This window comes from Paenibacillus sp. FSL H8-0034 (assembly GCF_038000305.1).
Classification (GTDB): domain Bacteria; phylum Bacillota; class Bacilli; order Paenibacillales; family NBRC-103111; genus Paenibacillus_S.
Map to the genome: position 1 here is coordinate 2,264,213 of NZ_JBBOBS010000001.1, position 26,730 is coordinate 2,290,942.

25 protein-coding genes and 1 other annotated feature are annotated in these 26,730 nt (G+C 45.7%); of the genes, 22 read left to right on the forward strand and 3 right to left on the reverse strand.

The window, feature by feature from the left end; all coding sequences use genetic code 11:
* Positions 1–12 precede the first annotated feature (12 nt).
* The 14 genes from NST47_RS10290 to NST47_RS10355 all read left to right on the forward strand — a co-directional run bounded on the left by NST47_RS10290 (position 13) and on the right by NST47_RS10355 (position 16,272).
* A complete protein-coding gene (locus tag NST47_RS10290) occupies positions 13–618 on the forward strand; it encodes a Maf family protein (RefSeq protein ID WP_341155056.1) in 606 nt (201 codons plus the stop codon).
* A 56-nt stretch (positions 619–674) separates the two neighbouring features.
* Positions 675–1,364: a RadC family protein gene (radC, locus tag NST47_RS10295; protein WP_341155057.1), complete on the forward strand. Its 690-nt coding sequence runs from the start codon at positions 675–677 to the stop codon at positions 1,362–1,364.
* A 33-nt stretch (positions 1,365–1,397) separates the two neighbouring features.
* Positions 1,398–2,432, forward strand: coding sequence for a rod shape-determining protein (locus NST47_RS10300; protein ID WP_341155058.1), 1,035 nt, complete (start codon positions 1,398–1,400; stop codon positions 2,430–2,432).
* A 32-nt stretch (positions 2,433–2,464) separates the two neighbouring features.
* On the forward strand, positions 2,465–3,325 hold the full coding sequence (gene mreC, locus NST47_RS10305) for a rod shape-determining protein MreC (RefSeq protein ID WP_341155059.1): 861 nt from the start codon (positions 2,465–2,467) through the stop codon (positions 3,323–3,325).
* 7 nt (positions 3,326–3,332) lie between these two features.
* Positions 3,333–3,857 carry a rod shape-determining protein MreD gene (mreD, locus tag NST47_RS10310; RefSeq protein WP_076231545.1) on the forward strand — a complete coding sequence of 175 codons (525 nt, stop codon included), beginning with the start codon at positions 3,333–3,335 and terminating at the stop codon, positions 3,855–3,857.
* A gap of 73 nt (positions 3,858–3,930) precedes the next feature.
* On the forward strand, positions 3,931–4,581 hold the full coding sequence (locus tag NST47_RS10315; protein ID WP_341155060.1) for a septum site-determining protein MinC: 651 nt from the start codon (positions 3,931–3,933) through the stop codon (positions 4,579–4,581).
* A gap of 19 nt (positions 4,582–4,600) precedes the next feature.
* Entirely contained in the window at positions 4,601–5,395 is a 795-nt protein-coding gene (gene minD / locus NST47_RS10320; RefSeq protein ID WP_076231549.1) for a septum site-determining protein MinD, read from the forward strand.
* A 7-nt stretch (positions 5,396–5,402) separates the two neighbouring features.
* Positions 5,403–6,554: an FtsW/RodA/SpoVE family cell cycle protein gene (locus NST47_RS10325; RefSeq protein ID WP_341155061.1), complete on the forward strand. Its 1,152-nt coding sequence runs from the start codon at positions 5,403–5,405 to the stop codon at positions 6,552–6,554.
* Between the two features lie 145 nt (positions 6,555–6,699).
* Complete coding sequence (locus tag NST47_RS10330) at positions 6,700–8,985, forward strand: helix-turn-helix domain-containing protein (protein ID WP_341155062.1); 2,286 nt, start codon at positions 6,700–6,702, stop codon at positions 8,983–8,985.
* A 239-nt stretch (positions 8,986–9,224) separates the two neighbouring features.
* Positions 9,225–10,082, forward strand: a complete 858-nt coding sequence (locus NST47_RS10335) for an ABC transporter permease (protein WP_341159649.1) — start codon at positions 9,225–9,227, stop codon at positions 10,080–10,082.
* Positions 10,083–10,121: 39 nt separating this feature from the next.
* Positions 10,122–11,006: a carbohydrate ABC transporter permease gene (locus tag NST47_RS10340; RefSeq protein ID WP_341159650.1), complete on the forward strand. Its 885-nt coding sequence runs from the start codon at positions 10,122–10,124 to the stop codon at positions 11,004–11,006.
* Between the two features lie 45 nt (positions 11,007–11,051).
* Positions 11,052–12,626 carry an extracellular solute-binding protein gene (locus NST47_RS10345; protein WP_341155063.1) on the forward strand — a complete coding sequence of 525 codons (1,575 nt, stop codon included), beginning with the start codon at positions 11,052–11,054 and terminating at the stop codon, positions 12,624–12,626.
* Between the two features lie 92 nt (positions 12,627–12,718).
* Complete coding sequence (locus tag NST47_RS10350) at positions 12,719–14,182, forward strand: sulfatase family protein (RefSeq protein ID WP_341155064.1); 1,464 nt, start codon at positions 12,719–12,721, stop codon at positions 14,180–14,182.
* A gap of 65 nt (positions 14,183–14,247) precedes the next feature.
* A complete protein-coding gene (locus NST47_RS10355; protein ID WP_341155065.1) occupies positions 14,248–16,272 on the forward strand; it encodes an alpha-amylase family protein in 2,025 nt (674 codons plus the stop codon).
* A 104-nt stretch (positions 16,273–16,376) separates the two neighbouring features.
* Here the strand turns inward: NST47_RS10355 and NST47_RS10360 are convergent, their stop codons facing one another.
* The 3 genes from NST47_RS10360 to NST47_RS10370 all read right to left on the reverse strand — a co-directional run bounded on the left by NST47_RS10360 (position 16,377) and on the right by NST47_RS10370 (position 19,557).
* Positions 16,377–17,216 carry a carbohydrate ABC transporter permease gene (locus NST47_RS10360; RefSeq protein ID WP_341155066.1) on the reverse strand — a complete coding sequence of 280 codons (840 nt, stop codon included), beginning with the start codon at positions 17,214–17,216 and terminating at the stop codon, positions 16,377–16,379.
* Positions 17,213–18,130: a carbohydrate ABC transporter permease gene (locus NST47_RS10365; RefSeq protein ID WP_341155067.1), complete on the reverse strand. Its 918-nt coding sequence runs from the start codon at positions 18,128–18,130 to the stop codon at positions 17,213–17,215. Before NST47_RS10365 ends, NST47_RS10360 begins: the two co-directional genes overlap by 4 nt.
* A 92-nt stretch (positions 18,131–18,222) precedes the next feature.
* Positions 18,223–19,557: an ABC transporter substrate-binding protein gene (locus tag NST47_RS10370; RefSeq protein ID WP_341155068.1), complete on the reverse strand. Its 1,335-nt coding sequence runs from the start codon at positions 19,555–19,557 to the stop codon at positions 18,223–18,225.
* A 261-nt stretch (positions 19,558–19,818) separates the two neighbouring features.
* Here NST47_RS10370 and NST47_RS10375 point away from each other — a divergent pair, with 261 nt between their 5' ends.
* From NST47_RS10375 to rpmA, 8 genes are all read left to right on the forward strand, one after another.
* Entirely contained in the window at positions 19,819–20,610 is a 792-nt protein-coding gene (locus tag NST47_RS10375) for a response regulator transcription factor (protein ID WP_341155069.1), read from the forward strand.
* A gap of 55 nt (positions 20,611–20,665) precedes the next feature.
* Positions 20,666–22,450, forward strand: a complete 1,785-nt coding sequence (locus NST47_RS10380; RefSeq protein WP_341155070.1) for a cache domain-containing sensor histidine kinase — start codon at positions 20,666–20,668, stop codon at positions 22,448–22,450.
* A gap of 140 nt (positions 22,451–22,590) precedes the next feature.
* Positions 22,591–23,361: a M23 family metallopeptidase gene (locus NST47_RS10385; RefSeq protein ID WP_341155071.1), complete on the forward strand. Its 771-nt coding sequence runs from the start codon at positions 22,591–22,593 to the stop codon at positions 23,359–23,361.
* Positions 23,354–24,241 carry a site-2 protease family protein gene (locus tag NST47_RS10390; RefSeq protein WP_341155072.1) on the forward strand — a complete coding sequence of 296 codons (888 nt, stop codon included), beginning with the start codon at positions 23,354–23,356 and terminating at the stop codon, positions 24,239–24,241. The genes NST47_RS10385 and NST47_RS10390 overlap by 8 nt, the downstream gene beginning before the upstream one ends.
* A gap of 22 nt (positions 24,242–24,263) precedes the next feature.
* Positions 24,264–25,505: an Rne/Rng family ribonuclease gene (locus NST47_RS10395; protein WP_341155073.1), complete on the forward strand. Its 1,242-nt coding sequence runs from the start codon at positions 24,264–24,266 to the stop codon at positions 25,503–25,505.
* A 73-nt stretch (positions 25,506–25,578) separates the two neighbouring features.
* Positions 25,579–25,665 (forward strand) — a sequence feature (ribosomal protein L21 leader region).
* A 14-nt stretch (positions 25,666–25,679) separates the two neighbouring features.
* On the forward strand, positions 25,680–25,991 hold the full coding sequence (rplU, locus tag NST47_RS10400; protein WP_240414360.1) for a 50S ribosomal protein L21: 312 nt from the start codon (positions 25,680–25,682) through the stop codon (positions 25,989–25,991).
* A 10-nt stretch (positions 25,992–26,001) separates the two neighbouring features.
* Positions 26,002–26,334: a ribosomal-processing cysteine protease Prp gene (locus NST47_RS10405; protein ID WP_341155074.1), complete on the forward strand. Its 333-nt coding sequence runs from the start codon at positions 26,002–26,004 to the stop codon at positions 26,332–26,334.
* Between the two features lie 14 nt (positions 26,335–26,348).
* Complete coding sequence (rpmA, locus tag NST47_RS10410) at positions 26,349–26,660, forward strand: 50S ribosomal protein L27 (RefSeq protein WP_076231585.1); 312 nt, start codon at positions 26,349–26,351, stop codon at positions 26,658–26,660.
* Positions 26,661–26,730: the final 70 nt, after the last annotated feature.

Here is a 26,730-nt window from a genome sequence, read left to right on the forward strand (position 1 = left end):
AGGAGTCTATATATGTCGATATTTGGCGCAAAAAAAATCATTTTGGCATCTTCCTCACCACGCAGGCAGGAATTAATTCAAACTTTGGGACTTCCCTATGAAATTCGGGTTAGTGATGTTCAGGAGGATACAGAACCGGGAATGAGCCCATCTGAAATCGTCGAGCAGCTCTCCGGTCGTAAAGCCGCAGCTGTCTGCGAAATGTTTAAAGCCGAGCAGCGGACAGAAGGGATCGTGATTGGTTCCGATACGATTGTTGTGCTGGGTGATCAGGTGCTGGGCAAGCCGCAAGACCGTAAAGATGCCGCACGCATGCTGGAGGCTCTGCAAGGAAAGGTCCATCATGTTTACAGTGGAGTTGCTTGTATGGATCTGGGTACGGGACGTGAATTGTATGCCCATCGGGTTACTGCTGTCTATATGAAGCCAATGAGTACTTTACAGATTGAAAGGTATATCGATACGAATGAACCCATGGATAAAGCGGGATCCTATGCGATACAGGGGATTGGTGCGACCTTGATTGAACGGATCGAAGGCGACTATTTCAATGTTGTGGGTCTGCCATTATGCCTGCTTGGCGAAATGCTTGGTGAATTGGGCGTAACTGTTCTTTAATCCGGCATCATGCTATAATAAAGCTTCTACAAACCTACGATGTCAGGGGGGAACGAATGGAATCGCACAATTTAACATTGCGCGATGTCCCAAACGAAGAACGTCCAAGAGAGCGCATGATGCAGGTTGGGGCTCAAGCATTAAGCAACGCGGAACTTCTGGCAATTTTACTAAGGACTGGTACTTATCAGGAGTCGGCTGTCCATTTGGCACAGCGCATGTTAAGTCATTCCGGTGGGTTGCGCAGTCTGGTTGATATGAGCTTGGAGCAGTTAACCGAAATCAAAGGCATTGGTTCGGCTAAAGGACTGCAGATTCAAGCCAGCATTGAATTGGGTCGTAGATTGGCACGAAGTGTGATGAATGATACCGTAATGGTTCGTTCCCCTAAGGACGTAGCTGATTTGATGATGGAAGAACTGCGTTATTTACAAAAGGAGCATTTTGTATGCTTGTTTTTAAATACTAAAAATCATGTCGTGGGTCAGGAAACACTTTCCATGGGCAGCTTGAATGCAGCTATTGTTCATCCAAGGGAAGTATTTCGTGCGGCGATTAAACGAAGCAGCGCTTCGATTATATGTGTACATAACCATCCGAGCGGGGATCCAACTCCGAGCTCAGAAGATATTCAATTGACACAGCGGCTGGTAGAGGCGGGCGAAATTATCGGCATTGATGTACTGGATCATATTGTTATCGGCGACCAAGCTTTCATCAGCTTGAAAGAGCAGGGGATGATGTAACAGAAATTGAAACAAACGAAGGGAGTATCAAGCATGTTTGGTGGTTTTACGAAAGATTTGGGCATTGATTTGGGAACTGCTAATACACTCGTCTATGTAAAAGGAAAAGGTATCGTTGTCAGAGAGCCATCGGTAGTGGCAATAAGGACAGATACCAAAACCATCGAGGCCGTAGGAAATGACGCAAGAAATATGATTGGACGGACCCCGGGTAATATACGTGCCATCAGACCGATGAAAGACGGCGTCATTGCCGATTTCGATACAACCTCGACGATGATCAAATATTTCATCAGACAAGCGCAAAAGCAGCGTTGGTTGTTTCCGCATCGTCCAAGCGTGATGGTATGTGTGCCTTCAGGTATAACAGCCGTCGAGAAGCGAGCAGTTGAGGATGCGACACGGCAAGCAGGCGCGCGCGACGCTTATACGATTGAGGAGCCATTTGCAGCCGCTATTGGCGCTGATCTGCCGGTTTGGGAGCCGACAGGAAGCATGGTCGTTGATATTGGCGGAGGCACTACAGAGGTTGCCGTCATTTCCTTGGGCGGCATTGTAACAAGCCGTTCGGTTCGCGTTGCGGGAGATGAGATGGACGAAGCCATCACGCAATACATTAAGCGTACCTATAATTTAATGATCGGGGAACGTACGTCCGAGCAAATCAAGATGGAGATCGGCTCGGCCTTGACGATGGACCCTCCGGTTCGTTTTGAAATTCGTGGACGGGATCTGGTTAGCGGTTTACCCAAAACAATGGCGATCACGTCAACTGAAATTACGGATGCACTTACCGACACGGTGAATAGTATTGTTGAAGCTGTGAAAGTGACATTGGAGAAATGTCCTCCTGAGCTTGCGGCTGATATTATGGATCGTGGCATCGTGCTTACAGGTGGAGGCGGACTGCTGCTTAATCTGGACAAGCTGTTGGCAAGAGAAACAGGGATGCCTGTGCTTGTTGCCGAGAATCCACTTGACTGTGTTGCTATTGGAACAGGCAGAGCACTAGAGCACCTCCATTTATTCAAAATGAGATCGGGCCCAACAAGTAAATCCAGACGTTAAATCCATAAGCGTAAGATTAGAAGGTGGTTATTTTGAAATTACTGGGAAATAAACGATTATTAATACTGCTGCTGGGTTTCATTTGCTTTATTGCCTTGATGGGTTTGACGCTTGGAAAGCGTGAGCGAATGAGTTGGCCTGAAAAATTTGTTACCGATACGATCTCCTGGACGCAAGGAATTATTTATAAGCCCGCTGGCTATATAGCGGGTTTCTTTGAGGATATTCGGCAGGTGCGTACGATTTTTGAAGAAAACAAAGTACTGAAGCAAACCTTGACGAAATACGCGCGCGACACGACCAAATTGAATGATCTGGAACAGACGAACAAACGGCTGCAGGAAGCTTTGAATTTTACAGAGCGTCAAAAGCAGGCAGGCAATTACACCTTTCGTATTGCGGAGGTCGTGGCTGTTAATCCTGATCTACTCAACAATACAGTGAGTATCAATCTGGGTGAGCAGGACGGCGTCAAGCCGAATATGGCCGTAATGTCTGTGGAGGGACTGGTAGGACGCGTTAAGAAGGTATCTTCCTTTTATTCTACGGTTCAGACGCTCAAAGGTATTGATGATACGGCCAATGAATCCAAGGCGATTTCGGTAACCGTCAAGAATAAGGAAAATGAAAGCTTTGGTGTCATTGTATCCTATGATCCTGGGGAACAGCTTCTCGTCATGACCATGATCGATCCTAATGACAAGCTGGAAGTTGGGGATACCGTGATTACTTCCGGATTGGGACAGGTTTTCCCTAAAGGAATCGAGATTGGCAAGGTTGTCTCCAGAAAGCAGGGCAATTTCGGCATCTCGCATGAGGCGCTGATTCAGCCTTTTGCTTCTTTTGACCACCTTCGTGAGGTGTTTGTCGTTATCGTACCGGAGCAGGGGTGAGCTGATCATGCGTAAATGGCTCTGGTTGATCCTGTTGGCTTTGTTTATTTTGGAGGGTACCATACTGCAATGGATCATACCATCTGTATGGCAATCCAAAATCTATGTGGCGCCTCATTTTATCGTTGTAATCGTGATTTATATCGGTCTGTATGTAAATCGGCATACGGCGCTGGTTTATGGTCTTATTTTTGGATTATTACAGGATTTTATTTATTACTCACCTATGCTGGGTCCGATTTCATTTGCAATGGGCTTGACCGGCTATTTGGCTGGCTTGATGCATCGCCGTCTTCATTCCAATATTATCGTGAGTATGCTCGTTATGGCACTCGGAAATTTGTTTTTCGATTCCATTATTTATGGGCTGTACAGACTGTTCCAAATCAACCATCTTGATCTGCAGTGGGTATTTTTCCACCAGATGCTTCCGAGTATGCTGATTAACCTCCTATTCGCGCTTATGGTCTACGTTCCTGTCCGAAAGTTGTTCGAAAGCATGCAGGCTGCAAAGACTGACGCAGAGGAATAATTTTTCACTGAACAAGCAGGAGTTACGTCGAAAAAGGCCGAATTGTATTAGGTGTAGGGAGGTAGGGACGGGGATGGCGGCTACAAAACATCATGTGATGATTAAAGGTGTAAAAGAAGGTCTTGTATTTCTTCTGGATGATAACTGCGCATTCGAAGAAATTATCGAGGAACTACACCATAAACTGGAAAAAACACACCAAAAAATATTGACGGGTCCGATCATTCATGTTCACGTCAAATTGGGTACCCGTACTGCCTCAGCCGAGCAAAAAGATCAAATTCGCAGCATCATAGGTCAAAAGGGCAATCTGTTGATTCAATCCATCGAGTCTCAGGCGGTGGATCCGGTAGCGATTTTATCTAATACAGGTGATGTGCATTTGGTTCAAGGTATTGTGCGTTCGGGTCAAACGATGGTAAAAGAAGGAAATATCCTATTTCTGGGTGACGTCAATCCGGGAGGGGAGCTCATTAGTACGGGCAGTATTTATGTAATGGGCTCGCTCCGCGGAATGGCTCATGCCGGTGTGAATGGTAACGATAAATCGATTATCGCAGCTTCTCATTTGAGACCTACCCAGCTGCGCATATCCGCTATTATTAGTCGACCTCCGGACGAATGGGGCATGAACGAAGCTTTTATGGAATTTGCTTATGTCAAAGATGGCAAAATGGAAATCGACAAAATTCACCATTTGCATAGATTGGTTATGGAACCGTAACATGAAGGAGCTGAGCACTATGGGTGAAGCAATTGTCATAACCTCGGGAAAAGGCGGGGTCGGTAAAACGACTACCTCTGCTAATATCGGAACGGCACTGGCGCTCAATGGCAAGAAGGTTTGTATGGTCGATACCGACATTGGCTTGCGTAATCTGGATGTGGTCATGGGGCTGGAAAATCGGATTATTTATAATTTGATCGATGTTGCTGAGGGCCGCTGTCGATTGGCGCAAGCGCTGGTCAAGGACAAGCGTTTCGATGAGCTGTACATGCTGCCTGCCGCGCAAACTCAGGATAAGAGTGCGATTTCTCCCGAAGCAGTCAGAGAAATTATTTTGGAGCTCAAACGTGATTTTGAGTATGTTATTATCGACTGTCCCGCAGGTATAGAACAAGGCTTTAAAAATGCGGTTGCAGGTGCGGACAAGGCTATTGTGGTGACTACACCGGAAAACGCTGCCGTTCGTGATGCTGACAGAATTATCGGTCTTCTGGAAAATGAGAAAATATTTTCGCCCAAGCTGGTGATTAACCGTATTCGACAAAGTATGGTGAAAAAGGGTGAAATGCTCAGCATTGACGAAATCACCTCCGTTCTGGCGATAGATCTGCTCGGTATCGTCCCGGATGATGAGTATGTCATCAAAGCGGCTAATATAGGGGAGCCTACAGTTATGAATCCTAATTCTGCGGCAGCAATTGCTTATCGTAACATTGCCCGTCGTATTCTGGGAGACACAGTTCCACTCATGCCAATGGAAGAAAAGTCAGGGGTATTGACTAAATTCAAGAAGTTTATCGGGATGGGATGAGCATGTTTTGCTGCAAAAACTAAAAAATATCGATTTGTTGATCGTAGCCATTCTTTTGTCATTCATGGTTATTAGTACGCTGCTTGTTTATAGCGCAACGCTCGATGATCCCAATATCGTGTTCGATATGAAAAAAACGATTACGATTTATGTTATTTGCATACTGGCCTTTCTCGGAGTGGCCTTGGTTGATTATCGTGTTTTATTAAAAATCTCTCCCTATTTTTATGGGGCTGGGCTAATATTATTAATTCTTGTCTATAAATTCGGTTTGGAAATTAATAGTGCCAAAAGCTGGTTTCAGCTGCCCGGTAACTTGCTGTTCCAGCCTGCAGAATTTATGAAGCTCATGCTCATTCTTGCCCTAGCCGCGTTCATGGCTAGAAGGCAAGGAGAAAAGCTGCTCTTTTTGACGGACATAGTGCCTATAGGATTTATCGTACTTATTCCTTTTGTCCTTGTACTGATTCAACCGGATTTGGGAAATGCTGTTATTTTTCTGGTTGTTTTGGTCGGGATGCTGTGGATTGGTAACATCAAGTATACGCACTTTTTAATAGGTTTTTTATTGGTGATAGCGGGACTGTTTCTATTTTATTATTTATTCACTCATTTTCACGACCCGATTCAGCAATATTTGAAGCTGCAAGGTAAAGGACACTGGGTTACCCGGATTGATACCTTTATAGATCCAGATAATGCTTCCAAGGATCACAGCTTCCAGGTGGTCAATTCGATCAAAGCAATTGGATCGGGAGGCTTGTCAGGGGAACGGTATTTGCAAGGCACCTCGGTCCACCGCAATTTCATTCCATATGCGTATTCCGATTCGATATTTGTCGTGCTGGCGGAAGAATTTGGGTTTGTCGGGTCATCGGTGCTGCTGCTGCTGTATTTTGTGCTTATTTATCGGATGATTCTTATCTCGATTCAATGCCATGATAAAGGCGGGGCCTACGTTATTGTTGGCGTGGTGTCGATGTTCGTATTTCAAATTTTTGAAAATGTCGGGATGCTGCTGGGCATCATGCCTTTGACAGGGATTACGCTCCCGTTTATCAGCTATGGGGGAACATCGTTACTTTTGAATATGATGAGTATGGCCGTTGTGGTCAGCATACGGATTCATCAGGAAAAAGAACCTACATTTCGCACATAAAAGAGCACCCATCGAGGTGCTTTTTTTGTGCGAACGCAACAATTATGTTCAATTCACTTGGAGTTTCTTGCTATAATAAAAGCAGGTAAACCATGGAGCGTAGAAGTAGTGGCGAAAGGTTGGGATTCACATCAGGCATATTTTGTTGTCCAAATATTTTTCGCGATTGTTCTGGTACAGCGTATTCATTGTCATATTTCCTGTCATAGTGCTTGGTGGCTTTTCCTATTATAAATCCTCGGGTATTGCGCTTCAAAAAGTGAATGAAGGCAATGCGCAGGTTACGCTGCAAACCAAGCTGCGGATCGAGCAATTTTTGAAAACCGTTGATGCGGCCTCGTTGCAATTGGTTAGTTCGCCGCTGGTCAACAATGCCATGGATCGGGAGCTTTCCTACAAAGAATTTCAACTGATCCAGGATCTGCGTGAGCAAATACAGCGTATTCAATCGTACGAGCTGGGGATTCAGGATATACAGCTCATCAATATGTCAAAAAGATGGGTTTTGGAAAATAGTGGTGTATACCGGTTTGATGATTATGCCGTAAATATGGACCTGATCTATATCAAGAACACGAAAAACTCCTTCTGGACCGGCTCTTTTTCCAACAACCCTTTAACTACAACGATTGGAAAGGGACAAAGTCTGCAATTGATCCGCAGATTGCCGCTGAATTCGCAAGCTCCACAGATGGTAGTCGTTATCAAAATTAATCCGGGGGAAATCAGCAAACTGGTCGAAAATATCCCGGGGATTGGCAAAACATTCGTTTTGGATGAAACCAATAACGTTTTAGCCAGTCATGACGGTTCTCTTAACGGTCGGTTATTTCCGATGAAAGAGTCGCTTCGCGAAATGTTGAGCAGTGATCATCCTCCTGAGACGTTCCAATCCGAGTGGATGGAGCAAATGGTATCGATCAACCTTATTCAATCTACCTATAATGATTGGAAGTATGTAACTCTGATCCCGATCGCTGAGGTTACCCGTGAGTCGAGAGCGATTGGCTGGATTACTTTTCTCATTTGTCTCGGCATTATGGCGGTTGCCAGTGCTCTAGTTTACCTGCAATCCCGCAACATGTACACTCCGATCCGTAAGCTCTATGAGGCTGTCCGGGGAGCATCCGGCACCGCCTCCAGTTCTGTGAATGATCTGAGCAGCCAGGATGAATTCCAGTATATTAGCGAGCGGTTCCAGACGATGAGGCTGACCCAGAATGAAATGGAAACACAAATGCAAAGACAGGCTCAGCAGTTAAAGGATTACTTTGTGCTGAAGCTGCTCCAAGGTCATGTGAATACAGTGGATATCACAGGGGAATGGAAATGGTCGCAATTTCCGTCCGAATGGCATATGAAGGCGGTGCTGGTTACACAGATCGATACCTTTGAAGGGGTACGTTTTCGTGAAGGTGATAAAGATTTACTGCTGTTCGCGATCAATAATATCGTAAGTGAATTAGTACCCGCCGATAGCAGACTGAATCCCATACTGATTCATCCTTCCCAGGTAACGGTAGTCGGGAGTAATACGGAAGACCGTGAGGATTTTAAAAACAAGCTGTATGCAGCTGCAGAAAAGATTCAGGCTGCCGTCAGCAGCTTTCTCGGTCTCCAAATCAGTATCGGCATCAGCCGTCCTTATTCCGAGTGGAGCGACATGCCCAAAGCCTTCCATGAAGGCCAGGAAGCGTTGAAATACCGGATCAAGGCAGGGCAGGAAGCCGTCATTTTTATTGAGGATCAACAGCCTGTTCATCATGTTAAGCCTTACTATCCTGAAGCTGTTGCCGGGGATATGCTGGATGCAATTAAGCTGCTTGAAATCGGGCGGGTGCATGAGCTGCTCGGACAGTTCATGAAGGAAGTTTTTTCGCGGGAATGCACGCACCAGGAGTATCAGGTGTCGTTCATACGGCTGCTTATTGAATTCATAGATTTGGCTAACCAAATGGGAGTATCGTGGGATTGGAATGACAACCGCAATCCATCCTTTTTTGAAAGACTGTTGGAGCTGAATTCATCTGCTGATATCGAGCGTTGGTTTCGTGAGGATATTATTGGCAGGATTCTTGAAGCTGTTGAGCAATCAAGAACTGTGCAGGACACGTCGATCACTGAGCAGGTATTAAGAATGATCCACGAGCAGCAGGAAACGGACTTGACGCTTGAAGCCTGCGCGGCGCGATTGCATTTTCACCCCAGTCATGTCAAAAGAGTGTTCAGGCGTGACGTGGGGGTCAGCTTTAGTGAATACGTTTCCACACACAGGCTGCAGACGGCCAAGAAATGGCTGACCCATTCGACAATGAAAATAAGTGAAATAGCTGAACGACTGCAATATAACAACGCCCAAAATTTTATTCGTTATTTCCGCAAAATGGAAGGGATGACTCCGGGGCAATACCGGGAGCAGTACAAAGCTTGACCATGCTCATGACAACAACGGAAAGGCCTCCCCTGCGGGAGGTTTTTTTCAATTGATTACTGGATCCCAAATGATTATCACGACCTCCAAGCGGCGGAATGATCCCAAAAGATTGTAGACGTTATGATCGGCAGCTTCTATATTGAGGGCAAGCGGCTTATAAACACAGAAAAGGAGGTTAAACGTTGGCTTACTCTCATCTATGGACCTATGTAACTAAACATCGCTGGTTGTATCTCATGCTGGCGCCCGGATTTTTTTACTTTGTTATCTTCAAGTATATTCCGATGTGGGGTGTATTGATCGCCTTTCAGGATTATCAGGTATTCCAAGGTTTTTTGGCAAGTCCTTGGGTAGGCGTGAAACATTTTGATCGATTTTTTGGTGATCCGGCTTTTTGGTTATTGTTCCGTAATACATTTGTACTTGCTTTTTACAATCTGTTTTTCTTTTTCCCTTTACCGATCCTCATTGCCCTGATGCTGAATGAAGTACGACAGGAACTGCTTAAGCGTACGGTGCAAACACTCATCTATATTCCACATTTTATTTCGTGGGTCGTGGTGGTCGGGATTGCGTACATTTTTTTTACAACAGAGGGTGGAATCGTCAACGAGTGGATCGCGTCACTAGGCTGGGAGAAGCTGAACTTTCTTGTCAGTGAAAAATGGTTCCGGGTGATGGTTGTTTCTGAACTGATGTGGAAAGAGACGGGGTGGGGTACGATCATTTTTCTGGCAGCACTGGCGGGAGTCGACCCGCAGCTTTATGAAGCCGCTCGTATGGATGGAGCCAATCGACTCAGACAGCTTTACCACATTACGCTGCCAGCTATTCGAAGCACGATTGTAATCCTGTTGATTCTACGTTTAGGCAGCTTTCTGGATACCGGCTTCGAGCAAATTTTTCTGATGCTCAATCCGTTGAACCGTCAGGTGGGCGAAGTGTTTGACACCTATGTATACAGCATAGGCATCCAGCAGGGGCTGTTTAGCTATAGCACCTCCGTTGGATTGTTTAAATCTGTGATCGGGCTTGTTTTGGTATTGGGAGCGAATTATACCGCCAAAAGGTTCGGGGAGGAAGGGGTGTACTAACACGTGGATTCGATACAAAAACAGGACGTGCAGCGGCATATGGCGGTAAAACGAGCAATCGGAAAATCAGCGGGCAGCATCCTGTTCGAAGGCGTCAATTATACACTGTTAACGTTGTTTGCACTGGCAACCGTCATTCCGTTCGTATATATCATCGTAGGTTCCTTAACCCCTGCGGACGAATTAACGAAGCAAGGCTTTACGCTCATTCCTACCCGAATCACCTTCGATGCTTATAGCTATTTACTGGCATCTGAGGCGGTCATTCGTGGGTTAGGTGCTTCGTTGTATATTACGGTGGTAGGTACGTTCATTAATATTTCATTTACCGTACTGATGGCCTATGCGTTGGCCCGTAAAGAACTGAAAGGCAGGCGACCTGTCCTGCTGATGGTCATCTTCTCCATGCTGTTCAGCGGTGGCATGATTCCGACCTTCCTGATTGTCAAATCGTTGGGACTCCTGGACAGCTATTGGTCGCTCATGCTTCCTGGTGCGATCAATGCCTTTAACCTGATCGTGATGAAAAGCTTTTTCCAGCAGCTGCCTGAGGGCTTGGAGGAATCAGCCAAAATCGACGGCTGCAACGATCTCGGCATTTTATTCCGCATTGTGATACCGCTTTCTATGCCTGCTATTCTCACCTTTGTGATGTTTTATGCGGTGACTCATTGGAATAGCTATTTCACAGCTATATTGTACATCAATGATACCGAGAAATGGCCACTTCAGGTACTGGTTAGGCAGTTGATCATATTGTCGCAGGGCGGATTAGGTGAGTCCGGTCAGGACAGCTTTAATATTCCTGCACAAACCGTTAACATGGCGATGATTGTTTTGTCGACACTTCCGATCTTACTCGTGTATCCGTTCGTACAAAAGCATTTTACAAAAGGGGTCATGATAGGCTCCGTTAAAGGCTGAGTTTTTGTAAAGCATTACAATCAAATTATTGGAGGGGACAATGTAATGAACAAACGGCAATGGTATACAAGCTTAAAGAGTGTCGGCCCTGTTCTCGTGGCAGCAAGCTTGTTAGTCGGATGCAGCGGAGGGAATGCAGCAAGCAGCAAAGCAACAGAGACAACTCCGGCAGCCAAGAGCACACAGCAGGCCAGTACTCCACCGAAGGAACAGCCCAAGGAACCGAAAAAGATCAGTTTGATGATGGTCTATTATTTTGCCGAGCCTCCGAAAAAAGACAATATTATGGTGCAGAAGATTGAAGAAATGACAAACACCAAGCTGGATATAACCTGGGTTCCGAATTCCGCTTACGATAATAAAGTGAATGCAACGATTGCTTCAGGTTCACTCCCTATGGTGATGAACGTTCAGAACAACAAGCTCTCCACCATCTTATCGGGGGTGCGGTCCGGGATGTTTTGGGAAGTCGGCCCTCTTTTAAAGGATTATCCGAATTTAAAAGGCTTGTACAATGAGCAAACGACTTACAACGCGTCTACAGACGGCAAGCTGTATGGTATGCCGCATCAGCGCCCGCTTGGGTTACAAATGCTTCTCTATCGTAAGGACTGGCTCGATAATTTGGGGATGAAGCCGCCAGAAACCATTGATGATGTGTATCAGATGGCCAAAGCCTTTACGGAGAAGGACCCGGATAAAAACGGTAAAAAGGATACGTACGGACTGGTAGAATTTATGCCCAAGCTGCTCAGTCAGCAAGGTTTTGGCAATGCGCTTGCATGGTTTGGAGCTCCTAACGGTTACGGGGTAAAGGATGGGAAGCTGTACCCTGACTTTACAACAGACGAATATTTGGAAGCGATGAAATTTTACCGCAAAATGTTCAGTGAAAAGCTGATGAACCAGGACTTCGCCGCAATTCAGCAAGGGCAGGCATGGGATGGAATCGCAAAAGAAAAAGCGGGAATATACCCGGCTGTTGTCGCTCATGCTACCATTCCAAACTGGACTGCATTGTATCAGGCGAATCCGAATGCCAAGCTTGATTTCGTTACACGAATCAAAGGGCCGAAGGGGGAGAGAGTGTTCGCCTCCAATGGGTTTAATGGCATGTATATGTTCCCCAAATCCAGTATCAAAACGGAAGCTGAATTAAAGGATACGCTTGAATTTATTAATAAGCTGTCTGATCCAAAGCTGGAGCAGTTGCTAGTTAATGGTATTGAAGGACGGCATTATAAAATGGAAAACGGCAAGCCGGTACGCTTGGATCAAAAATTGTACGACGATGAAGTGACGTCTGTTATTGAGCTTCTGATTACAGACTGGAAGCCCAAGCTGATGACTGGTTCGCCGATGGATGAAAAAGTAAATAAAACATATGTTGAAAATTCGTCTATAGCCGTAGCTAATCCGACACTGCCGCTCGTTTCGAATACACAGATCGAAAAGGGCAGCGAGCTGGACAAATTAGTCAATGACGCGCGTGTAAAGTATATTTACGGCGAGGTGGACGACGCCGGCTGGAAAAAGGCGATCGATCAATGGAGGAGTAACGGCGGAGACAAGGTCATTGAGGAATACAACGCGGAGTATGCCAAATTTACGAAAAAATGATCTTTTAGCTGGATGGCAATGTCAGATGAATAAACGGTATGGAGGCTATACATTCATCTGACTCGTCAATCCAGCGAGAAAGGAGCAGTAGGATGGAAACCGGTAAGGTAACAGGGAAGAAACCCAATGTGATCCTGATTACTTCGGATCATCATCGTTGGGATTACATGGGCTGTGCAGGGGCACCGGGCGTTAAGACTCCGAATTTGGACCTTCTGGCGGCACGCGGTACCCTCATTACACGGACTTATTGCAATGCACCGCTCTGTGTACCATCAAGAATAGCTATAACATCAGGGAGGTACCCGATGAATACCGGATGCTTTACGAATCGGCATCCGATACATCCCCATACACCTACATTTCTGCACGCATTACGTGGAAATGGCTATCATACAGCGATGATAGGCAAGCTGCATCATCATGTTCATGTGTGGGATGGTGATTTTATCGCCCATGAAGCAGATATTCATCAGCTCGGATTTGAGCATGTGCATGAAACATCGGGCAAAATGGGCAGCGGCAGCATCGGATGCGAATGCCAGTATACCCGTTTTTTGAGAGAACAGGGCTTGCTGGAAGCTTACCGGAGCTGGACCGGCCGGTTTCGGCAAGGGAATGCAACGATGCTGCCTAATGAAGCATGGCCTTGGGATCAGAAGTATACCCAGGATGCCTATATCGCTCGCAAAGCCAGTGAATTTCTCTTGCAGGTGTCGCCTGACAAACCTTTTTACCTGCATCTTGGATTTGTAGGACCTCATGATCCTTATGATGCACCACAGTCCTACAGGAATTTGTATGACAATGAGGATTCAGATGCAATGCTCGAACTCATTCCAGCAGCGCCGTTGGCGGGTGTTCAGCATATGGAGTATGACAAGCTGCTTGCTTATAAGGCTTGCATTACAGAAGTAGACAGCCAGATCGGACGTGTGTTGGATACTCTCAAAGCGAGCGGATTGCAAGACGATACGGTCATCCTGTATACATCAGACCATGGAGATAATGCAGGGGATCATGGGATGTGGGGGAAAATCAATTTGTATGAAGGCTCTGTTCATGTGCCTTTTATTGCTGCTGGTCCTGGAATCGGGCAAGGTGTAGTCAGTGATGCGATTGTTGAGCTTATCGATATTGGTCAAACCGTGTGTAATTTTACCGGTTGTGAGAGCCATCATTACGATCAAGGCAAAAGTATGATGCCGCTGCTGCTTGGGACTACACAGCAGCACCGTAAGGATGCTTTCTGTGAGATGGGCAGCGATAAGATGCTATATGACGGCAGATACAAGCTGATGTATGGCGATTTAACACGAGATACTCGTACAGAGCTGCAGGCAGCCCCCTATCATGGGCCAGCCTTCGGTAGGCCTGTAAACCTGCCGCCTGACCGGATCTCTCTATATGATTTATTGGAAGATCCGTACGAGCAGCACAATCTGGCAGATGATCCCGTTTATCACGAGATATTGGCGGAGATGAAGGAGAAGCTGCTGATCAGACTGCTCTGCAATATGCAGGCAGTTCCCGATGATTCCGGGAGTGTCCTATAAAGCTTGTTCAAAAGCTGACTTGTGAGCATACGCTACTAGGTTATTAAGGAGAGGTGAACATACAATTGAAGGATAATTGGTTCAGCAGTCATATACGACAAGTGCATGTCGATTTTCATATGCCGGAGTTTCCTTACGATGCCATTAATGATTTTGATGCTGAATCCTTTGTGGCTGAATTTGTCCGGGCAAAAGTCAACGTCGTCGGCATTTTCACGAAATGCCATTTCGGCAATGCTTTCTACGACAACACGGTAGGTCACAAGCATAGCGGGCTTAAGCAAGACTTTTTCGGAGAAGTCCTGGAGGAGGCCCACAAGCACGGTATTAAAGTGATCGCCTATTATTCCTTAGGTACGGATGCTTACGCAGTTGAGCACAATCCAGATTGGTACCAGATTGATAAGGATGGCAGCAAACGCGGAGGTAAAGGAACAGTGTGGGAGCTTCCTTGCATCAACAGCCCTTACCGCGAAGAGCTTGTGATTCCACAGCTGAGGGAAATTACGGCCAAATATGCGATGGACGGTTATTTGCTCGATATTCCATATTTATGGGACCATCACTGCTTCTGCCGCTACTGCAAAAGCAGATTTGTACAGGAATACAAATTAGAGCTGACACCTGAACTGCTTGCTTCCAATCCCAAACTGGTCAATGGGTTTGCGAAGCAGTCCGCCGCTCGCTGCATGCAGGAAATTTATGATGTAGTGAAGTCGATACGTCCGGAAGTCCTCGTTAACTGTAACGGGGCCTGGAAAATGGGTGAGCCAGCGGAAATTAATGCAACAAGCGATTATGGCCTCTGGGAATCCCAGCCTGCCTCAGGAACGTTTCTATGCCATTCCATTCGTTCCCGCTTTGTACGCAACCTTCCAGTACCCGTACAAGTGATGACAGTGCGTTTTACTGAGGGATGGGGGCTGATGAGCTGCAAAACAGCCGAGCAGCTGAAATATGAGTTTGCTGCAATCATGGCTAACGGGGGTGTAATCAACGTTGGTGATCAGGTGCTGCCAAGCGGAAAGCTGCAGAGTGGTGTATACGATATTATCGGGGAAGCATTCTCTTTCGTTGAGGAAAGAGAGCATCTGTGCATAGGTTCCAGCGCTCATAAACACATAGCTCTCATCGGTAATTTTACAGAGAACTGGTATTTCGAGCAGGGAGAAGCGGCTACGATGGGTGCAGCCAAAATGCTGATCGAAGGCCATCACCAGTTTGATATCTACTTCAATAATGATTTTCCGGATTTATCGGATTATCAAGTTGTTGTGCTTCCTGAAACAGTGCGGCTGAATGAGCTATCGACAGCTAAAATAGCTGAATTCGTCCGTAACGGAGGGCTGCTGCTGGCAGCTGGGGAAGCTAGCTTGACCGGAGCGGAAACCACACCTAACTTTATGATGGCAGAAGTGCTTGGAGTGGACTATTTGGACAGAACCCCTTATCCATTTGCTTATATGACCCAGAATGATGAGCTGTGGGCTGGTACCGCATCGATTCCCCAGCTAGTGGAAGAACCGTTTCTCAAGGTGAAGCTATCCACGGCAGAAGCTTTAAGCTATGTACAGTGGCCATTAACCGTTCCGGCACCTCAAAGAGCGTTTCGGCACCCGATTCCGCCTGCGGGCAGGGTCAGCGATTTTCCGGCGATTACCGCTAACCAATATGGACAGGGAACGGCTTTGTATGTAGCTGCTCCGATTTTTAAAGCGTATTGGAACAACAACCATTTTTGGCTGCGGCGAATTATGAATAACCTGTTGAACAAATATGATACGTCTATACCCTTTAAGGTAGAAGCACCGACAACCGTGGAAGCTAATATGATGGAGAAGGACGGAGGCCGCTATCTTCATTTGATCAATTTTCATAACGGTCACACAGGCAGCCGCAAGCAAGCTTTGTATGATCCTATTGAATCCATTAATCCTGTGTATGATATTAAAGTCACGTTCCACAGCTCTGGAATTACAGAAGTTGTGCAGCAGCCGGAAGGGCACGTGTTGGCATTGAGACCAGCAGATAAGGGATATGAAGTGACAGTTCCCAGGCTGCATATTCACAGTGTATTGGAAATCCGCTGATTAGTTTATCAAAGATATAACATAAAGGCAGCTTTTGCAGAGAGTATAATCTGCAAAAGCTGCCTTTTGATATAATAATCCGTTCCAATCTTAGCCAATACGTATTAACCTTTGATACCCGTAGTGGAGATACCCTCGACAAAATATTTTTGCGCGAAGAAGAATACGAGAATACAAGGAACCACAGCGACTACTGACATCGCCAGCACCTGATTCCAGGCTACACTGGTCGAATTATCAAGGGCCATACGCAGGCCGAGGGCCACGGTGAAATTTTTCACACTGGTAATATAGATGAGAGAGTTGAAGAAATCGTTCCAGGTCCATATGAACTGAAAGATCGCCGCAGAAATCAAAGCAGGCATCGCCAGCGGGAGCAGAATACGAACCAGAATGACGAAGGAATTACAGCCATCCATTTTGGCCGATTCATCCAGTTCCCTTGGCAGTCCGCGGAAAAATTGAATGATCATAAAGATGAAAAACGCACTGGTCGCCAGCATCGCCGGAACAATAAAAGGCAGGTAGCTGTTCAGCCAGCCGAGGTTTTTGAACAAAATATATTTGGGAATAATGACGACAGCATTCGGCAGCATGAGCGTAGAAATCATCAAGGAAAACAACAGCTTTTTGAATGGAAAGTTAAATCTGGCAAAGCCGTAAGCAACGATGGTGCTGGAAATTACCGTAAAGATTACAGTTGGAATCACAAGCTTGAACGTGTTCATGAAGAACAGGCTGAACGAATATTGTCCAGAGCCTACCCAACCCTTTGTATAGCCGTCCCACAGGAACTGTTTGGGCCAAAGGCTCAGCGAGCCGAATATTTCTTCGTTGGATTTAAAGGAAGCCGTGAACAGCCATATTAAAGGATAAATCATAATGAGTCCGAATATGCACATCAGCAGGAACGTAATCGAATTTCTAACCGATTCTGATTTCATCGTTTATCGCCTCCGTCTTCATAATGAGCCCATTGGGAGGACGATTTGAACACTAGTGCGGTGAAGAGCATAATGATGGCGAACAATACCCAGGAGAGGGACGAGGCATAACCCATTTTCAAAAATTTGAAGCCTTCATCGTACAGCTTCATTCCGAACAGATAGGTCGATTTTAAAGGGCCGCCATCCGGTAAAATGACAAAAGCTCCGGTAAACTCCTGAAAAGCGTTGACGATTTGCATAATCATATTAAACAACAGAATCGGTGTTAGTAAAGGCAATGTGACGGAAAAAAACATCCTTACTTTGGAAGCTCCATCGACGCGACCAACCTCATACAGCTCGCTTGGTACCTGTTTTAAACCAGCCAGGAACAGAACCATCGATGAGCCAAACTGCCATACATTCAGCATGGAGATCGTGTACAGCGCGATATTCGGGCTGCCGAGCCAATCGACACCAGGGATATGGACCGTAGCCAGCATTTGGTTAACGATACCTTCCTTCATGAACAGGAATCTCCACAGAACGGCGATGGCCACACTTCCCCCAAGAATTGAAGGTAAATAATAAACCGTCCGGAATATATTGACGCTGCGCAGCTTCGCAGTCAAAACCACTGCAACAAACAAAGCGAATGCCAGCTTAGCAGGAACGGCAATCAACGCATAGATAAGTGTTACTTTTAAGGATTGGTAAAACATGTCATCCTTGGTGAACATGTCAATGTAATTTTTCAGGCCAATAAATTTGGGCGGATTGATAAGATCAAACGATGTGAAGGAGTAATAAAAGGACATCATAAATGGATATAGCTCCAGGCATAGAAAGCCCAGCAACCATGGACTGATGTAAAGCAGGCCGATATATTGGTATTTTCTCTTTATATGAACAGTAGGTTTCGTTGCTGCCATTTCCTCACCCCGTACATGGTCTATTTGAAGTAGAAATGCCGCTGGTTGTCAGCGGCACTCCCTAAATGTGACATTGAAGCTGTATGTGACAGTTACTTTTTCAATTCTTTCAATTTGTCCGTATACCGCTTGATCAGCTCATCGGCTGCTTGAGCGGGTGTTATTTTGTCAAAAGCGACTTTTTGGATAATATCTTTGCCAATATCTCCAAGCTGTGAATTTTGCGTGATAGCATTATCGGGAACAGCCTGATTTTTAGCGGCAAGATCAACTGCGTCAGCTACATTTTTGTCCAGCTTGTTAGCCTCGACAATGGCTTTTTTGGCAGGCTCAAGTGCAGGCACAGCCCGAACATCCCCAAGAATTTTGGCAGCCTCGGTATCGCTTAACAGCCAGTTTGCGAACTTAAGAGCTTCTTCCTGACTCTTCGATTGCTTATTGATACTCAAGACCATGGAAGGACGGATAACGGCAGCACCGGTTTTGGAATCCGTGTACGCTGCTGGCAGAACGGATTGGATTTCTGTGCCTTTAGGCAGTGTATCTTTGAATTTGATAACCTCACTGCTCCAGCCTTCAATAGCTACCATTTCCTGATTAATCCATTTTGGATTTTGGTCGGTTTTACCGGAAAATAACTGGCTTTCGCCAAGCGGCTGGAATACGCCTGCTTTATACGCTTTTTGAACCCAATCAAAGGCTTCGGTTGCCTGTTCCTTGGTGAAGGCTAATGTATAGTCATCCTTGACCATTGGACTATTGGCTCTTTGTCTGAGCATGGAAGAGAACATTACCTGTATAACACCAAGATCGGAGTTCATCAGATACATTTTGCTATCCTTCTCATGCAGCTTGCGGCCTTCTTCCAGCACGCTGTCCCAGGTCCAGACCTGATCGGCTTTAATGCCCAGCTTGTCTGCCAATGTCTTGTTGAAAACTAAGGTTCTACCGTTCGTGCCCATAGGCAAGCCGATGATCTTGTTATTGTAGGTTGTGAAGTTTTTCAGGTAAGTAGCATCGAAGCCTTTGAGATCGAACGACTTTTGATTCGTTAAATCAAGCAGAAGCTCGCTGCCGCTGCCAAGCTCAGACAGCCAGGGCTGATCCAATTGGATCAGATCGGGTGCCGTGCCTCCGGCCAACTGCGTTTTCATTTTTTGCTCGTAGCCGTCAAAACCGCCATATTCGGCTTCAATGGTCACATTCGGATTTTTCGTTTTGTACAAATTAATCGCTTCCAAGGTTGCCTTGTGACGGGAATCGCTTCCCCACCAAGCAAATCTTAAAGTAATCGGTTTGCTGCTGTCGGTTTGACCTGCATCCTTGCCTTGGGATGGACTTGCTGGTTCTGGTGTACAACCCACCATGCTAGCTGAGAGCAAGGATATAGCAACAGCCGAGCCCCATAATTTCTTCATATGATTCATTTTCTGATCCCCTTTATGTTCGATTATTCAGCTTCAAGCAGTTACAGGTCCTATTATAGCAACGACCCTGCCAGCTTTAAATCCATCTGATTTGATAAAAGGTTTGAATATTTGTCTATAATGTTGACGGAGGCAATTGGATTTGGGGTGCTTGATTTGTTATTAGTTTTCATTATTTGTCATCGTATTGTTTGCAGTTCTTCGTTCCTCTATAATAAACCCATCACAATTTCCTATTAGAAAAGCACCGGGGAGGATCACATGTACACACTGTTGGTCGTTGATGACGAGACGAAGATACGTAATGGCATATGCAACTATTTCCCGTGGAATGAGATTGGCTTCGAAATCATCGGGGAAGCGAAGAATGGACGGCAAGCGCTGGATACGATCCTCAAGCAGCAAGTGGATGTAGTGCTGAGCGATATCAAAATGCCTGTCATGTCAGGCATAGAGCTGGCCCAGGAATTGTACAGCAGAGAGATCAGTACCAAAGTTGTGTTTCTGACGGGCTACAAGGAATTTGATTATGCGCAGAAGGCTCTTATGTATGGCGTCAAAAGCTATATTATCAAGCCGACCAAATATGAGGAGCTGCTGGCGACCTTCAGTAAAATTAAGGATGAGCTGGATCGGGAAAGACAGCAGGAGTTGGCTATTCCCATACCCCTTGCAGCGGATGCAACGGTTCACCTTCCTGAGGCACCAGAAGATCCGATAGAGGAACAGGGCTATCATGAAAAGAAGATTGCTGCTATCAAAGCACATATCATGGAATGCTACAGGGATGTGACCTTGGAGGAAGTGGCGGGCTTGTTTCATATGAATCTGTACTATCTCAGTAAATATTTCAAAAAATGGTCGGGACAAAATTTCTCGGAGTACGTGATTTCGGTTAAAATGGAAAAGGCTGCGGAGCTTTTAAAAGATTTTTCCTACAAATCCTACGAAATCGGCAGTGCTGTCGGCTACGATAACGCGAAAAATTTTTCCAGAGCCTTTAAGCTCTACTTCGGTAAAAGCCCCCGTGAGTTCCGAGATTCCCCTCCATGATGCTGTCCATTACATGTCCAGAGCAAATGAACCGTAAAGAATGGAAGGCGAACACATGAAAAACAAGTTTTTTATTAAGCATTTGTCCATGTTCCTGCTTCCTTTGCTCATTCCACTTACAATTTTGGGAACCCTTTCGATTCTCATTACGCAAAATTATATTAAGGAAGATATCAATAAAAATTCGGTTAACGTGCTCAAGCAGACGAAAGAAAATATAGAATTGATTTTAAGTGAAACCGACCCGATGAGCCTTGTATATGGTAACGATTTGAAGGTCATTGAAGCGTTAAGCTCGATTATGAAAAATAGCTCTTTGACGCATGAGGAGCTGATTTCCTTTGATATTCTGAAAAGCTTTCTGAGTGCCCCGGCCAACGCGCGGCCCTATATCGATTCCTTTTATATCTATATGCCTAATTCCACAGGCCGTTTTATTTCCTCCAAGCAGGGGTTATCCGATTTGCAAACCTATAATGACAAGGAATGGTACTCGCATTTTATCGAGAAGGACGAGAAGGTCAAGCTGTGGATTGAGCCGCGCAAGGTCAAACAGTTTGAGTTTGAATCGACGAATACGCCGCTTGTTACCATCTATCAACGAATTGAGTCGACGAACGGGGTTATTGTACTGAATATTCGCCCGATCTACATTGAAAATATTTTGAAATCCTTGTCCACCTTCCCGGAGCAGTGCATTCTGGTCGTAAACGAGAACAATCAAATCATTTTTAGCGACCGTCAGCCTGAATATCTGAAGGATCTGAATATGGACAGCATCAACAAGTCGAATGAGGCCTTTTATACAATCAATGCTGCCAATGAATCCTTTATTGTATCCCAGCTGAATTCAGCTCGCTACGGCTGGAAATATATTTCGATTGTTCCTCAGCGGGCGTTGTATGAGGTACCGTTCCGAATTATTCAAATCACGATGCTGTTGCTGCTTATTTCGTTCATGCTGGGTCTCGTTCTTGCTTTTTATTTAACTAGAAATCGGTACAAGCAAATTGCTAATATTATCGATATTATTGATTCTGCTGAAAAGGGAAATCCGCTGCCATCATTACCGGAACGCGTGCAGGATGAGTACGGGTATATTGTGCAAAATATCGTAAAAACGTTTATAGAGCAAAGCTATCTGAAGGTCCAGCTTTCCGAGCGCAGATACAAGCTGCAGGTAGCCCAGTTCACCGCTTTACAGTCGCAAATCAATCCGCATTTTTTATTTAACACGCTGGAGGCCGTAAACTGGGAAACGATCGCATTAACAGGAAAGCCGAATCAGGTTACGAAAATTATTGATAATTTATCCGAGATACTCCGCTACTCCTTAACCAATCCGGAAGAACGGGTATCCTTGCAAACTGAAATTAAAAATGTGAAAAGCTATCTGGAAATCCAGAAATACCGGTACGAGGATAAATTTGATCTGGAATGGGACTATGACCCCAAGGTGATCGGCTTTCGGGTAATGAAGCTGTTGCTGCAGCCTTTAATTGAAAATAGTATTTATCATGGGATTAAAGAAAAGGAAGGGCACGGCTTGATCCGGATTAAAATCAAGCTGGTGGAATCAGCGCTGCAAATAGCCATTGTGGACAATGGTTTAGGGATGAATAAGGATACGCTTGAGATGCTACGAAATAATGTCGAGACTCAGCACGAATTTTCGGAGCATATTGGACTTTTCAACACCAACAAAAGGTTAAAGCTGGCCTATGGGGAGGCATACGGCATTACCATACGCAGTAAAGAAGGGTGGGGCACTTCCGTTTATTTGAAAATTCCAATGACTCAGGCCAACACGGATTCTGTTGACAGCGATGACCGTCTTTAACATGATGAAGCCTGCACTTTAGCTCTGTATCACAGATACAGGGCTTATTTGTTGAGGATCCTGCTTGCTTGTTATATTCGAGTGTACATGCTCATAGGATGAAATATACAAGCCCTATCTGATGCAGGAGGATTATCTACATGGAAACAAGGGATAAAATGAGCCATCGACAAATGGAGCAGCTGCGAGAGAGTGCGGAGCGTTGGAATGATCCTGAATATGTATGGAAACGTAAATGGATGCAGGAATATTCGGAGCAAGCAAAAGCGGATCCTGAAGATGAAGGCGGCTGGCCGTTTCGGCCTAATGCCAATTCGATTCGAATCAAGCTGGTCATTAGCTGCGCGTTGTTTGCAGCGGTATGGGGATTGTTTCAAATCAATCATCCGTGGGCCAATATTGCCAAATCTCATATTGAAGCGTCGCTGAATGAATCTTTTGATTTTCATATGGTTACTTTATGGTATGAGAGGCAATGGGGAGGGAATCCATCACTGCTTCCCGCCTGGATGCCTGGCAAGCAGCAGGAGGCACAGAAGGTGTCGGTTCTTAAAAAGCATTATTTTACCCCTGTGAAAGGAACGGTCATCGCTCCTTATGAATCGAGTCGCTTAGGGGTAACGCTGGAAACGAAGGCGGATGCGACGGTAGCGGCTCTGGATACAGGCCTGGTTATTTACAAGGGCAATAAGGATGAGACGGGCTTCACCGTTGTTATACGCCATGCGAATGGCCTGGAGTCTGTGTATGGCTGGATTGATGCAAAGGTCGAGCTTAATGATTGGATAAAGGGAGGGGAAACGATTGGTAAGGTTTCTGCCAACACCTCCAAGCAGGCTGGCTATCTGTATTTTGCCATTTCCAAGGATAATCGATATTTGAATCCGATGGATGTGGTTGCTTTTGATTAGGTGGAATCGATGGATCGGTGTGCCTGTTCGTATTCATCCGCTGTTTTCAATTGTCATGCTGCTATCCGTAGCTGGTGGCTATTTTATAGAAATAGCTACTTTGTTCGGAATTGTGCTAGTTCATGAAATGGGTCATGTTGTAGCCGCCAAAGGGTTTGGCTGGCGCATCAAGGAAATACTGCTGCTGCCCTATGGCGGTGAGGCTGTGGTCGAGGAGCTCGGCAGCGTCCCGGTCTGGCAAGAAGTGATCGTTATTATCGCAGGCCCATTGCAAAATATATGGATGATGCTGATTGCTTATTTACTGCAATGGATGGGCCTGGTTTCGGAGCAGTGGAGCGCCTACTTCATTGAAGCGAATCTTTTCATTGCCTTATTTAATCTACTGCCCATCTCGCCGCTAGACGGAGGAAAGCTGCTGGAATCGTTGATGAGTATGTGGATGCCTTACCATCGTGTTATTACGCTTTGCAACGGTTTAAGCCTTGTGCTTAGCCTGGTGGTTACAGTAGTTTCCATCTTGCATGTGATCCGTGGAGGCGGTATACAGCTGAATTTGCTTATGATTGGCTTATTTCTGCTCTATTCCAATTGGTATAGCTATAAAGGGAGAGCGTACCATTTCATGCGTTTTTTACTGCATCGCGAAACGGCGCTGGTTCGGTTAATGGGGGCAGGGACGCTGGCTCAACCTATCGTAGTCAATGGGAGTCGGCGCATTAAGGATGTCGTTCGTTTATTCAAGCGTGAACGATACCATTTGGTTTATGTCCTTGACGAATATGGATCGATAAGAGCCGTTGTATCGGAACAGCCGCTGCTGTATTCCTATTTTAATGAGTCCAAGCGGGGATGTGCGATTTCTGAGCTTTTCATGTAAAATGGAAGGCGAGGTGGAAAAGATGAAGCAAATTCTGGTTCAATGCGGACAAGATCAAATTGAAGTAGCTGTGTTAGAAAATGGCAAGCTGGCTGAGTATGACAACGAGTCTCGTGGAACCGAGCAATTGGCTGGCAATATGTATGTAGGGCGTGTCATGCGTGTGCTGCAAGGAATGCAGGCCGCATTTTTGGATATAGGACTTGAGAAAAATGCTTTTTTGTACATCGACGATATGCTTCCTGCTCATCTGGATAAACAGCCTCAGCAAAAGCCGCTGGTTACCGACCTCGTTCAGGAGGGACAAACCTTGCTGGTTCAGGTGGTGAAGGAGCCGGTTGGAACCAAAGGCGCGCGTGTGACGACTCATCATTCGATTCCTGGCAGATGGGGAGTGTATATGCCGGAGGCAGATTATATTGGTGTATCCCGGAAGATTGCCAATGAAGAGGAGCGGCTGCGGCTGAAACGGGCTGCGGAAAGCAAGGTACACCCTGGAGAAGGCTTTATTGTACGAACAGCGGCACAAGGAGTACCGGAGGCGACGATTGCGGCCGATTTGGAAGAGCTTCGACAACGTTGGCTGGCGGTAGAAAAATTGGTCGAACAGCCGGGTGCCGTGCCGCGGAAGGTGTATAGCGATTTTGGACTTCTGTCCAGATGGGTTCGGGACGGGTTTAGTGAAGACATCAAAGAGCTCTGGATCGACGATAAAGATATTCACCAATCCGTTGTATCACTGCTGCGCACCTCGGCGCCTTCGTTATGCGAGCATGTACGTTTATATGAGAGTCGACCGATATCATTATTTGCGACCTATCATGTGGATGAGCAGCTGCAAAGCGGCTTTAAACGCAAGGTGTGGCTTGATAACGGCGGTTATCTGATAGTTGATTACACGGAGGCGCTTACGGTCTTTGATGTCAACACAGGCAAATACACGGGCAGTGTCAGCCTGGAGCAGACGGTGTACGATACGAATTTAATGGCGGCCAAGGATATTGCGAGACTGTTGAGATTGCGAGATATTGGTGGACTGATCGTCATCGATTTTATTGATATGGGCCTGGAATCGAATCGACAGCAGGTTTTGGAGCTGCTAGTCGAGGAAACACGCAAGGATCGAACCAAAACGGTCGTTGTCGGTTGGACGAAGCTCGGACTTATGGAATTGACCCGCAAAAAAATAAAGACAGGTACAGATAAGCTTCCGGTGACACGCTGCAAGACTTGCGACGGGAATGGCTGGATTTGGTCCAAATAGCCGTTATTTGAATCAATGAAGTAAATGTTGCTTTGTTAAGTTCACTGTGATAGAATATTCGAGTATGTTGCAAAACATGCTGTAACCGCGCGAAACAGGTCTAAGTATGTGTGGGAGTTATGACACATCACCTGATGTATAGGCGAGTCTGAGACATGAGGGAGGTGCAACAATATGTACGCAATTATTGAAACAGGTGGTAAGCAATACAAGGTTCAAGCTGGCGATGTTCTTTACATCGAGAAATTGAATGCTGGTGAAGGCGATTCCGTTACTTTTGACAAAGTTTTGGCTGTGTCCAAAGAGTCTGGTTTGGTTCTTGGAGCTCCATTGGTTTCCGGAGCTGCTGTTTCCGCGAAAGTGGAAAAGCATGGTAAAGGTGAGAAAATCATCGTTTACAAATACAAAGCCAAGAAAAACTACCGTCGTAAACAAGGTCATCGTCAACCTTACACTAAAGTCGTGATCGAAGCTATCAACGCTTAAGGATCAGCAGATGATTCGTGTAAAGATTAAACGCAAGCCTGACGGTCGGATCTATTCGTTTCAAGTAAAAGGTCATGCCATGTATGATGAGCCTGGCAAAGATATTGTCTGTGCAGGTGTATCTGCTGTTACAGTAGGTACGGTCAATTCGGTCGAAGTATTGCTCGGAATTCAATTGAAGACGAAAGCCAAGCATGGTTTTTTGGATGTTGAACTTACTGAGCTTGCGGATAACGTCTTGAATGAAAAGGTGCAGATGCTGCTTGAGTCGATGGTTGTCATGCTGCAAACTATTAAACAATCGTACAGTACGTATATAGATGTGCAAGAAAATACGAAATGAAGGAGGTTGACACCATGTTACAATTAAATCTTCAGATGTTTGCATCCAAGAAGGGTGTAGGTTCCACAAAAAACGGTCGTGACAGTATCGGTAAGCGTCTTGGCGCTAAACGTGCTGATGGACAAGGAGTTAGTGCTGGAAGCATCTTGTACCGCCAACGCGGAACTAAGATTCATCCGGGAAATAACGTAGGTATCGGTTCCGATGATACGTTGTTTGCTCTAATCGAAGGTGTTGTGAAGTTCGAGCGTTATGGTCGTACTCGCAAAAAAGTAAGTGTTTACCCATTTGAAGTCGCTCCGGTGGCTGCAGCTGTAGAAGTATAATACGTCATCGACGATAGCCCCGGCGATTCAGTGTCGCCGGGGATTTTTCTATATTTGGACTAGTGGATCG